Origin of the sequence: Flectobacillus longus (genome assembly GCF_030056705.1) — a bacterium.
Lineage (GTDB): Bacteria > Bacteroidota > Bacteroidia > Cytophagales > Spirosomataceae > Flectobacillus > Flectobacillus longus.
Map to the genome: position 1 here is coordinate 268,840 of NZ_JASHIC010000002.1, position 12,531 is coordinate 281,370.

The window sequence follows — 12,531 nt, forward strand, 5'->3', positions numbered from 1 at the left end:
AAATATCACACTTTTTAAACTTTTAATCTGTACTATTTTTGGGGAACCTTACAGAAAGAGATTATCCAAAAACTTAAAACGACTAACCTACACCCATATACGTGCGATATTATATAGGCATAATACTCGCTTTAATTAGAAATAAGAGAAAATTGCTACAGCTTATTCTCGCTGGAACAGCAATAACAATGTCTCCCATCTTCATTTAATACGATACAATAGTAAAAATTGATTTCATATTAAATTATCAGAAAATCAAATAAATTAAGAAAACCACTTAATTGTTATAAAATCCAACTTGTTAAAAAGGTAAAGGTCTTACAAAATTTCTATAATAGTTTACATCTACTTCTATCAAATCATTTGCGGCTTTATATTCTGGATACTCTATTTTTGTTGCATAATTAAGTGCTTGCAAAAATTGTTTAAAATAAGCTTTCTTTTTCTCAGAAGGCGTTTTAGCTTTGCCTATTATATCTGAATATGAAAGCATAGTAGTTTCTAAATATAAGCGTTTTCTGTCTTTCTTATTGCTAGTATAAAATCCTAAAAAGCAATGATTATGAGTCAAAACCATTAAAGTAGAGATACCCATTGCTCTCAAAATAGAAGCTAAAACAACAGTACCATCCACACAGTTTGCCTGCTGTGTTTTTAAAGCATTATCAAATGTTCTAACTTGTTGGCTCTGAAAGTCAAGAGTACTATTTGTTGATGTTGCTGTAATACTACTATATTGGAAACCTCTATCATGAAGAACTTTCCATACCGCAGCAACTTGATTAATCGTATTCAACTCATCTCCCTGATAGCCATCCACTGAAGTAATCATTTTAGTATTCAATGCTTCTTTTAAGATTTTGTCTACCTCTGGATGTTGTTCTTGTATATACGAGGTGAAAAGGAAGTCAAGTTTTTTTTCTTTATAGCTATATAAACAATCATTTATACTTCTCATAAAAAGAGGGACCGATTTTTCTTCTTTATTCCCATCACTATCGAATATCCTAAAAACTACATTGAGAGGAGTGCTACTCAATTGTTTAGCGAGGGTGGAAACATTCCAAGGAACAGAAGGCATAAAATATATTTCTTGCTGTGCTTGTTGGAACATAAAATCACCACTTACCTTTTCGAAGTACTTTTTATCAACACTTTCAATTTCCCATCTAACTGGAATAAAGGATTTATCACTATTGAATCGAAAGCCTAATGAACTACTTTTAATAGAATTCATCATTGGATCATCTACCTCTCCTTTATAGGTTGCCATACTAATAATAACAGATGGAAAAAGTTGATTGTCAAAATATGCGATAGGCTCCCATTTAAAGTTTGTAAAGATTCCTCTCTTAAATTTAGGTTTTGTCTGTTGACTTTCAGGAACTGAAGCTTGAAAGGAATTATCTTTTACAACTTTAACTGATTTGTTAAATTCAGCGCTAGTACGTTTTGTTGCATCAATTAGTCCTCCCAAACTTTTTATAGCTTCTGCTCCATTTTTAAAGGTTTCTGAAGCATCTTTTAATAATTTGGGGAGTTGGGCTCTTGCATCAACACAATTTAGAAATAGAAATAAACATACAAAGCAGTTGGATAAGCTAAGGCTATTTTTCTTGTATTCCATTTTTAGTAAAATTAATTTATTGTGACCATTATTCTTATAAAGTTATACTTGTTAAATTCAAAAGGTAAAATACTATAAATTAGACCTTTAATCTTTCATTTATCACTTACAATTAAACATTCATAAGCAATCAGGTAAAAGGAGTATAAAGTATTACACTATAGGCTGTAGGCATGATGCAGAATAGCTTCAAATATTTCATAAAAGTACTTCTCAAAGATTAGAATACGGCATAAAGCCTAACTTGAAGTATGTAGAATTAAATTACCTTTACCCACTAAATTATTTATTAAATAATATTGTCTGAAGAATTAAAGCGGTTCTTAAGATGTTATCATTTTTGAATAAATCAGCATAATTGCACAAAGCTCCACAATTCATTTTTAAGCACTATTTTGAACGAATGATTTTAATATTTATCCAGAAATAGCCGTTGTTATTTGATGGGTCATTATCGTTTATAATAAACTGTAAATTACCATTCTCACTTACTGTAAATATTTTTTCATAATTTACAGAATCCCAATTTTTATTACCAACCCTAAACAATAAACTACCGTGTTTGAAGCCCTCTATTCTGTTATAACTAGTATAACCATCAATACCTGGAGGCTCTCCATTACCAGCAAAAGTACCAAGGGTTACTTCTCCACCTGCTTCCATGTAAACTTTATCTCCGATATTAAGGTAAATAGTTGTTGGATTGTTGAAAGAGTCTATTCTTTCATACCTGTACTCTAATCTCAGCCTTTCTATTGCTGATTTTGGAAAATCGTCTACTACCTTTGCGTCTTTATACCTCTTCAAGTCCGAAGTAGTTATATTTCTATACTTGAATCCATAAGCATATCCTATATTTGCATCAGGAATATCTCGCATTTCAATTGCATGTATTCTGTCTTTGAGTATATATATGTAGGCATTTGTATCGAGCAAAGATTGACAATAGTAAATAGCATTGTCATTTATTTGTTTTAGAAGCTTTGTACATAGCTCAAACTCAGAGCATCTATACTCATAGGCTTTGCCATACCTTGTAATTAAGAGTTCATTATAGTCTGTTGTAGTATTATATTCTACTTTAGAATATTTTCGCTCATAAGTCTTGAATCCTATTAAATGCCCTTCATCAAACTCTTCAAAGCATTTTTGTTGAAAAGTATTAACCAATTTTTCAGACGTAGGCATCTGAAAAAAACTAATTAATTCTCCATATGTAACTCCTTTAGTACAAAGGGGGGTATTATCCTGTGCATTTGACTTGTAAGTCATATGTAAGAAAATAACAATATAGGATAAAAGTGAAAATCGCATAACTATCATCGGGAATTGTATGTCTTCATACTAAAGATTGCCATTGCCTACTTATTAAAATAAAGGGCACTATTATTATTTGATTCCGAACCATTAGATATTATAATTAATAAATCATTAGAATAACATTTATACCAGTACACTATCAGTTAAAGGCTTATAATTCAAGACCTTCTTTAAATTTGAAGACAGATATTGACAGTTTATTCCAAGATTAGCGGTTCTCCTTCCGCAAAGAGCTACCCTTTAATATTGTATAAGAATTATCTCACGCTGATAAAAGTTATAGGAATGCTAAAATGAAATCCATACTTCTACTTTAAAGACATTGTTTATATTTTAATACAATCATCCTTATATTAAAATCTATTATCATATACTGTTACAAAATAATCGATAATCAGATATTAAATTATACCCTACCCTAAGGCTATTTTACAAAAAAATAGTATTATTATATCTAAAGTTAATCATTAGTATAACTCTAAATAAAAATGGACAAAAATGAGATATATTTAAGTATTAAAGCCTTTGCTGATGAATACTACAATCAAAAATCAAACTATGAATTTATCGTATCACAAGAAACACAACAGTCTGAGATAGACCGTTTAAAAAAAGGTATACGGCATGAGCAGTTTTTTATAATTGTTGACTTACTTAATTTCAAGATTATTGATCACGGAGGTTTGGAAGAGTTTGGCTTCGATTCTAAAGCCTTCTCTCTAAAAACTTATTTCCAAATGATTCCATCCAAAGGAATCACCTCTTTATTAAAACTTTTAGGAGAACAGACTTTCCTTAAAGCAAAATCTAATCTTATGTCTTTTTTAAAGCCATCATTTATTGTTCAGATACCAATAAAATTTATGCATGAAGAAGTTTGTTTTCTTACAAAACGAACAATATCTCCATGGCAAATGACCAGATGCGGAAAAATAACTGCTTACCTTGCTGAATTTACCATAATTAAAACTTATGATTTTGAACCCTTAAATCCAAGGATAAAAGGCCTATCAGAAGAATACTCTAATATAATTTTACGAGAATTTAATAAGAATTTTAATCAGCTAAAACCAGCAGACAATCCATTTTCACCTCGTGAAATATTAATATTAAAAGAATACATTGGTGGAGCTAAATCTTCCAAAGATTTGGCAGAAAGTCTAGGGCTTAAAATCAATACTGTCAATAGTTATAATAAGAGTATTCTAGAAAAAGCAAAACAGTTTTTTGGAGAGAATTTACCTTTAAATACCGCCTTTGACGTGGCTAAATTCATGAGCAAACAAGGTCTTTTAAAATAACATGAAGTAAATAGAGTTTAATTTTACTTCATGCTATTAATACTTTATCCTATTGTTACTTTTGTTTTCTTGAAAACAGAACCCCATTTTATCTTTAATTTCAATTTAAGTTCAGTACAGAGATTACTCCATATTAGATTATAAAGCAAACGTAAAGCTTGAAACCGCAATGAGCCAGCGTCCAAAAAATAAATCATTACAGCCATCCCACCAGATTTGTTAAGGGCTCCTTTATCCTGTGGTCTAATACCAAGATAAAACACTGTAGAAAAAAATTTTTGCTGAAATTGTTGGATGTGTAACTCTACAGAACCTCCAAAAATATATCTGTATCCTTTTTCTCGTACAAGTTTAAGCGTTTCAGATAGCATGATGCGATAAAAGAATATCCGATATTTAGGGATTATTTTTCTTTTCATCCAAATACAAGAGATTTCGACAGCCTCTTTTTCATCAACTCCAAATTTCTTTTTTAAGACTCTTAAAGTTCCAACTCCATCTTCATTACCTTCGAAGATACTGAAGTATCTAAATGAGTTACCATTTGATGCAGAAGCGAGTACAAGTCCTCCTACCATTTTAGGACCTGAAAAGAAGCAATATGTATCTGCTTTTTGTAAATAATCAATCGAAACTTCTGTCTTCGACAAAGCTTCATATTCAGTTTTATAAACCTTCAAGAGCTCTAACTCTGGATTTTTGAGGTAATAAAAATTATGTGTCATAATGATTTGTGTTAATAATTTGTCCTAATTGTATATTGGAAATTATAGCGCCTCTGTGAGTAATAAGGAAATAAAATATTCTCAAATTGATAGATTTTGGGGAGGATTAACCAACCTGCCTTCAACATCATAATTTGTTTGAATGGCTTGAAAAGATCCACAAGATTGCTCACCGCATAGTAGTGAGCAATAAATCCAAACTACTTTAATTTAAACCCTACCCCAATTCTTGCATTGGTTGAACCAACCGCTCCTAATTCTGCAAAAGCTCCAACTTTATCAGAGAAATAATACTTGGCTCCTAGATGTACTCCTAAGTAAATGCCACTTCCGTAAGAGTCTATGGATAGCCCAGAATAAGAGTCTGCCCAACTAAAACTTCTATAGCCTAAGTCCGCTCCTGCGTATAGGTCGAACTTTTCATCTTTGATGTTCAATACTCTATTGAAATGATATGACCCTCGTCCTCCAAAATACAAGGCAGTAAATCGATAACCATAGTTTGAGTTAGAGAGATAATCTACATTAGCACCTACACTAAGGTCATCGTCGATACCTACTTCAAAAGAAGCCCCAAAAGGAACGCCTCCACTATAATAAGAATTGAGACCCAAACCCAGATTTAATAGCTTATCGCCATTCTGGAAGGCTTGTGCTTGAGCGTTGCTTGTAATGAAAGCAGCGATAAACATGAATAATAACACGACTAACTTTTTCATGGTAATAAAGTTTTTTGTTAAAGTTTATGAATTACAAAACCCCTTCTAGAGGCTTCAACTTTAAATGGCTTTTTATAGAAGCTGTGTGAGTTTTTTGTTGAAAAAAATCTTATTTTTATTTACAAATCTTTTGGCCATAAATCACACCATGAAAACTCAATCACTTCTTTCGTTAGTAGGTCTTATCTTTTTTAATTTTTTGATGGGTTCTCAGGTTAAGGCAAAATCGCCCGTAGATCCTGTTATTACCCCAGCCACTAAGCCTAAACAGGTATATACCTTAGCCTTTATTGTTGGTGTAAGTGAATACAGCCAAATTAAAGGGTTTTAGTATGCAGATAAAGATGCTTGTGATTTAAGGGACTATAAAAAGAAACTAAAATTGGAAGGATTAGGGAACAAGGAAAGACAAATTCTCGGAGAAACTAATTATGAATAAAATTTCACTATCCATAATCAGTATTCTAACAAATACAAAATACCCCATTAATTGTGGTTTATTGATACACAATTAATGGGGTATTTTGTATTCTCTAAACGGACACTAAATTATTTAGAATATGTTTGTAACTGAAAAGATACTTAAACCTAATGTTGTTGTAATTTATAACCAATTATGAGATTCATGTGAGTTTATAGAATATAATGTACATTAGACTTTATCACGGTTTGTAACAAGTAGATTTAATTTATGATAATGCTTTCAGACAACTCAATCTATTTTGATAAGTGAAAACCGTAAATTAACGAAATTTAAGGCATTTATATATCCTTAGAAAATCAATGCAGATTACGCTCTTATCCCATAATAAATAGACCGTGATAAAGTCTATTAGAATCTTACTAAATATCTCTATTATTTTACTAAAACAAAGGCTCCCCAATGATAAGGAGAGTATTTTGCTTTCATAGATTTTTGGGCATTATAAAAAGCATCAGGAATAGACTGACCCAATATTACCATATTTTTGTAAAAATATCCCATCATTTCTGATGTTTCTTTATCGGGTATTCTCCAAAGACTTGAAAGTACATATTCTGCTCCTGCTATTTTAAATGCTCTTCTAAGTCCAAAAACCCCTTCATCTCCACCGATATCTCCTATCCCCGACTCGCAAGCACTAAGAACGACCAATGGTGTATCACTAAAATTTAGATCTGCAATTTCATAAGCAGTAAGCAACCCATCATCTGACATTTTAGTTTCAAGAAGCCTTGCTTTATTTGAAGAACTTCCTGATAGGTAAATGATTGATCTTAGTAATGGGTTTTTACTATTGATACTCCCTTCTTTTAAGTAGGCACCATGTGCAGCAATATGAATTATTCTAGAAGAGTTTATGTTTTTCTTTCCTATCTCAGTGAATTGTTTTTCTGTTGCCTTCTCTCTTTCATAAGATTGTACATTTGAAGACCTGAAGTATTTTTTAATTGTGTTTACTTCTTCTGATGCAAAACTTAATGCTCCTATTTCAGAATTTGGATTACCAAACAATATGAGTTGTGATTTCTTATCTATTTTATTTTCGTCTATTTCCTCTTTCCGTTCTCTTTTATTAGATTCGATAAAACTTGAGGTTGAAGAAAGACAATAAAATTTATATTTATCAATCAAGACTTTTTTTTGAGGTGTTAAAATTGAGACAAAAGATACTTGATTCATTAAACCCGCTGGTGAATAATAAATAGATGTGTCTGTACTTTCTATACTTGATTCTATCTCTTTCCAACAAAGTTCATATAATGAACCTTGTTTTGCAGTTTTATTTGTTTTTGTAGGTTGAGTTTTATTGGGAGAATTGGTTGGTTCAGTCCTTTCTCCTCTATATATAGCATTTATTTTTTCTTCCGATGATAAATTATTTTGAACGTTTAGTATATCTAATAACTCTTCATGTTTACATACGTATTTTAAAATAGGATTGAAAGAATCATATTTTAAAATTAAAGCATAATATTCAATGCCTTTATCATTTGAATTTATTTCAGTACTACTATTTTCCACGTAAAAGTATTGAACAAGAACTTGACCTGGCTTTAAAATAGATCTAATCTCTTTATACCCATAATTGATATACTCGTTTAATTCTGAATAAAAAGCCCCATATTCGTCGTTTAGTTCATCTGGATTAAAACTTCCTGTGATTCCCATTGCTTCTTCGACACCTGATTGCTCAGAATTGACGAATTGATTCAAAGCTACTTCTCTTACATTTTCATTAAATTTCGTTATTTGTCTTATCACCTCCGCAGCTTTATCAGGAGGTAAACTTTTTAGAAATGCAACGTCTGGAGAATCATCTTCTGAAGCTTCCTTTGCAATTTCCATAATTTCTTTCTTTGATTCTGTCCTATCCCAAAGTACAGAACCTTGATTTTGAACTATATGGTTATACAAAAATTGGACACCCAAATCTGTCTTTTTAGCCCATTCTAATGCAAAGTTTTTCACTTCATTATTTTGATGTTCAATATCTGGAAGTAACTCAAAATAAATAGTAGGGTTCTCATAAGGTCGTGAAGCTCGATTAATAGTTAGTTTAGTAGAAATTAGTCGCATTTCTTCTTCTACAGCCTTAATATAAAATCTATCTTTATTTACACTTTTAGGTTTTGAAAGGTTTTTCAAAACTTCTAAATAAATAGGGTGTATTCTACCATAAGTTTTTACAATTACATTTTGATGAAAAACTAAGTTGTCAAATTCTTCTTGATTTAAAACTGGTTTTCGTAATTTTATAATTTCTTCGTTAGTAGCTGGGTAATAGGCTAATCCTCTTTTAAAACTCTTTGCCTGTTCTGATTTTTTACTACTCTCAATCAATAAACTTATTTGATTTATATGTTTATTTTGCTTATTCAACTGATAGGAATAAAGTAAAAGCTTTAAAGAACATTGATAATTACTGCTTTGAATTCCATCATGTGCTTTTATAATATCGCATAATTTTGATACAAAGTCAGCGTTAAATCCTTCTTTTTGAGTAAGTGCTGGTGGTATATCATTTTTATTGGCGTTATTTAAGAAAATTTCAGTGACCTTATTATCTTTATTATTTTCAAAAAAAAGCTTCTTAGCCTCTAAAGCTTTAAATATACCTATTAATGATAATGCATATTCATAAGAAACCATTCCTACGTTCATTTTTTTGATTCTTAGTGCTTTACCAAACCATTGACCAGCCTCAACAGGCTTTCTTTTAGCTAAAAGAAAATAAGCATTTGCATCCAAAATTTTTGCATGAAGTAATTTATTGTGAATATCAGGACTTTTCAGATATTCCATGAGTATTTGAAGTAATAACCTATTTTTATCATAATCTGCGGTTTTATTAAATAAAGATGATAGCTGGAGTAATGACACAATATATTCATTACTATTACCATTTTTTTCATTCCATTCTATGCTTTTCTTTAGGAAATATTCTGCTTTATTGAAAACAGCTATTTCTTCATAGCTTTTTGCAAGAAGAGTCAGCATTTTATTAAAGTCAGAAGATTTTTGAATAATATTTTTGGGTATTACATTGAACGCAGCGTTTGCAAATGAATTGGCAATAACAAATTCTCCACGAGAATACGCACTTTCTGCTTCTTTAAGAAGTGTTTCCCAATTTTCAGAAGTAATACCGCAATCTTTATTTTTAAGTGCTTTCACGACTTCTATAAATCTTTTTTCTTGGGCTAAATCAATCGCAGATTTATTATCAACATTTTTTAAGAAAGGATCTGCTCCATATAGCATTAATATCTTACAAGTTTGAAGATGACCTTCTTTAGCGGCTAACATTAAAGGTGTATAATCATCAAGTATTTTGTACGTCCCCTCTATTTTTTTGTGTGTAGAAATATTAACATAATAGCCATATTTAATACCACCTAACAGGCTATCATTCTGCCCTTTCTGAGCATACGTATGAAATATAGTCCAACTATTATCTTTTTTATCAGAGGCTTTAGATACTACACTTTGCCCTTTGACAGATATAAAAAAGAGACTTAATAGGATTGAGATAAATATACTTTTCATGATATTAATGTATATTAAAGTTTAATGATTGTTTAAGTTAATGAATCGGTAAACCCTACAAGCACCCAAGCTTTTTATTCCTTTTTTAACTTAATCTTTCTACATTTTTTCATGTCTTTCTAATACAAAAGAGATAAATCACTGAGCATTAATTACCCATTGCTATTTTTCCACCACGGTATATTTTATTTCATGGAAATAGCGAATATGTTTAATTATCTCCCAAAGTTGATATTTTTGATATTCTTGTAATGGAGTGTTTTGCTTGGGGTCGCTATCAAAAAGATACTCTTTAAGGTAGTTACCATCAAAGGCTACATCACTCACGACTACCCATAAAGCAGAAGTTCCAAGCGGTGGAGTTATTTTAGATCGGAAAATATCAAATTCATTGTACTGATTGGATTGTTGATACTGAAATATAGGAATAGTATCAGAAGCATTTGCATCTTGAGTAACATAACAACTTCTTACCCCATTAGTTGCGGTTACATCCAAGATATTGTAATAATAGCCAATGGGAATTTTAACAGAAACACTAATATTATCCTTCAGACTAATAAGGGTTTTAAAGGCAGCACTGGGCAGACAATTATTATTATTTAAACGTATTGTATGGTCTGCTAAAAGTTCATACTGATTGATACAATCTTTCACATCAACAGCTAAAGAGGGATTATGGAACAGCTTTAGTACCGCTCCAATGTCTTCTCTTGATTGAACTTTTTGGAATAGTCTGATGGCTTCTTTAGTACGTTCGCTAATGTGAATAGAAGTTATTTTTTCGGCTTGGATACTTTGTGAGAATTTGATTGCAATGGCATCTTCTTCAATCTTTGTAACTAATCCTTCTGCTTTTTTTACTTTATTTTCAAACAGGGTAACAGTGTAGCCTTTTTCAAATAAAAAGGGGGCTTCTAATATAAAGGTTATCTCTTGCAAGGTATCTTCTATTGCCTCTTTACCTCTCTGTTGAGATTTGATTCCGATTGTCTTTGAGCCATTATTATTATTTTCCACACTAAAGGCACATTCTCCTTTAAAAATGGGCAATTGAGCTACTTTGGAGTTAGGTTCTAGCCGAATACTTGGATTACCTTGCTTTATATATCTTAAATGTTCACAGAATTTGTGATAGAATGACAGATAACTTGGTCTATCTAATGGATATTTCGCTTTGAAGGCATATTGAACCGCTGCAACAAAATAGCTTATGTAATTAGATGAAGCATTCACCTGCATTAATTGATTTGATGCTGCCATCACAATAAATGGTGCAGTATTTAAAGAACCCTTGAAAAGAAGACTATTGGCTTCAACGAAGTGAGAAGCATCTTTTAGGATAATATCTTCACTATCATTATCTCCTCTTTCTGACCTATTAGAATAACAAAAATCAGCCAACAATAGATAATGTCCATCTCTCCCTATTTTTTCTAAAATCTTTTCGTTAAAACGCCCTATTTCATCATCAATAATGGCATGGGGGCTATAATCAAACGTTCCCTTGTTGTCTGTTTGCTGTCTGTTATTGATTGATTTTGAGTCGTAAGGAGTATCTCTACAAACAAACACTTCGTCATCAGTATCTTTTTGATTTGGATTAGCTATTTTTTCATCCCCTGAATTATCATGAACTTTATTTCCATGTGAACAAAGATAGACTACACAAATAGATCCTTTGGGTAAGCTATTTATAAAGGTGTTAAACGCTTTCCTAAATTCAGTCGACGTTACATTTTCCTTAATAACGATATTATTGTTGGTAAAACCTTGGCTTTTTAAAAGATTGCCGATAGTTTGTCCGCTCTTACTAATATAACTCAATCCACCCGTATTATACCATGACTCATCATCAAAATCTGTATTTTGGACAATAAAAGCATATTTAGAAGATTTTTGGGCAAAAGTCTGCGATACTAACAATAGACTAACAAAACAACATCCAAGGATTGATTTAAGTAGCATAATGAGTAGATTAGAGTTTAGCCCTAAGCTACTCAAAAGAAAAGAATTTATCAAACAACAGCACTTTTTTTGTGCTGTTGTTCAGGGTTTTAATGCATTGTTTCCATTACTTTAGCAGCAAAGTCATGCGTATCTTTCCAGTCTATACGTTCTTTTAGTACGGAAGCAGCTACTTGGACTAAAATAGAGGTCTTCTTCTGATAAATGAGCGTTTTCATGTATCCAATCGTGGCTCTTTGTCTGGTTAATCCTGCAATATTTTTATCATTATATATTTTTTCAAAATAGCCTTGAGCCTTTGAGTATTGGTTATCGTACAGATATATCCACCCCAACCAGTAAGTTTTACATTGCTCTTGGTAAAGTTCAGTAGGTTTCCATTCGATTAAATAATGAAGGAGTGCTTGTTTATCCTTTGCAAATTTCAATCTCAAATCATTCCCACAATCGCATAATGTATCTATTTTTTCTTCTGTACTTGGGCCAGCAAAACCTTTAGTTTCAGCATTAGCACCAGCAAGATTGTTCAATTTTTCCCAAGTTGTATTATCAGGCGTTTTGACACTTACACTATCTGGACTATTTCTAGTTGTTGATATAAAAAACCATGTCAAACCAACTAAAACAGGAACAATAGCAGACGCAGCGAAAGCAAATGCCTTACGACGATACCAAGGAATAGGCTTTACTTTTGCTTCAAGCAATTCATCGATAAACGCTCGATTTTCAGCTAAGTGCCTGAAAACAGGGTCTTCAACTTGTTCTATCCTTGCTTGAAAATCAGGATTATTTTCAAGTAATTCTTCAAAATCAAGGGTTTCTTGAATTGTCATAAACCCGT

Annotated in this window: 9 protein-coding genes; 2 read left to right on the forward strand and 7 right to left on the reverse strand. The window is 31.5% G+C overall.

The window, feature by feature from the left end; all coding sequences use genetic code 11:
* Positions 1 to 301 precede the first annotated feature (301 nt).
* Both QM491_RS02520 and QM491_RS02525 read right to left on the reverse strand, forming a co-directional pair.
* A complete protein-coding gene (locus QM491_RS02520) occupies positions 302 to 1,627 on the reverse strand; it encodes a hypothetical protein (RefSeq protein WP_283325673.1) in 1,326 nt (441 codons plus the stop codon).
* A gap of 390 nt (positions 1,628 to 2,017) precedes the next feature.
* Positions 2,018 to 2,815, reverse strand: a complete 798-nt coding sequence (locus QM491_RS02525; protein ID WP_283325674.1) for a hypothetical protein — start codon at positions 2,813 to 2,815, stop codon at positions 2,018 to 2,020.
* Positions 2,816 to 3,435: 620 nt separating this feature from the next.
* Here QM491_RS02525 and QM491_RS02530 point away from each other — a divergent pair.
* A complete protein-coding gene (locus tag QM491_RS02530; RefSeq protein ID WP_283325675.1) occupies positions 3,436 to 4,248 on the forward strand; it encodes a helix-turn-helix transcriptional regulator in 813 nt (270 codons plus the stop codon).
* Between the two features lie 44 nt (positions 4,249 to 4,292).
* On the opposite strand, the gene QM491_RS02535 is transcribed toward QM491_RS02530, so the two are convergent.
* Positions 4,293 to 4,973 carry a hypothetical protein gene (locus tag QM491_RS02535; RefSeq protein WP_283325676.1) on the reverse strand — a complete coding sequence of 227 codons (681 nt, stop codon included), beginning with the start codon at positions 4,971 to 4,973 and terminating at the stop codon, positions 4,293 to 4,295.
* 200 nt (positions 4,974 to 5,173) lie between these two features.
* Positions 5,174 to 5,692, reverse strand: coding sequence for a hypothetical protein (locus QM491_RS02540; RefSeq protein WP_283325677.1), 519 nt, complete (start codon positions 5,690 to 5,692; stop codon positions 5,174 to 5,176).
* Positions 5,693 to 5,840: 148 nt separating this feature from the next.
* On the opposite strand from QM491_RS02540, the gene QM491_RS02545 reads away from it, so the two are divergent.
* Positions 5,841 to 6,023 carry a hypothetical protein gene (locus tag QM491_RS02545; RefSeq protein ID WP_283325678.1) on the forward strand — a complete coding sequence of 61 codons (183 nt, stop codon included), beginning with the start codon at positions 5,841 to 5,843 and terminating at the stop codon, positions 6,021 to 6,023.
* Between the two features lie 525 nt (positions 6,024 to 6,548).
* On the opposite strand, the gene QM491_RS02550 is transcribed toward QM491_RS02545, so the two are convergent.
* The 3 genes from QM491_RS02550 to QM491_RS02560 all read right to left on the reverse strand — a co-directional run bounded on the left by QM491_RS02550 (position 6,549) and on the right by QM491_RS02560 (position 12,523).
* Positions 6,549 to 9,722 carry a CHAT domain-containing protein gene (locus QM491_RS02550; protein ID WP_283325679.1) on the reverse strand — a complete coding sequence of 1,058 codons (3,174 nt, stop codon included), beginning with the start codon at positions 9,720 to 9,722 and terminating at the stop codon, positions 6,549 to 6,551.
* A gap of 162 nt (positions 9,723 to 9,884) precedes the next feature.
* Complete coding sequence (locus QM491_RS02555) at positions 9,885 to 11,690, reverse strand: caspase family protein (protein ID WP_283325680.1); 1,806 nt, start codon at positions 11,688 to 11,690, stop codon at positions 9,885 to 9,887.
* Positions 11,691 to 11,779: 89 nt separating this feature from the next.
* Complete coding sequence (locus tag QM491_RS02560) at positions 11,780 to 12,523, reverse strand: hypothetical protein (protein ID WP_283325681.1); 744 nt, start codon at positions 12,521 to 12,523, stop codon at positions 11,780 to 11,782.
* Positions 12,524 to 12,531 lie beyond the last annotated feature (8 nt).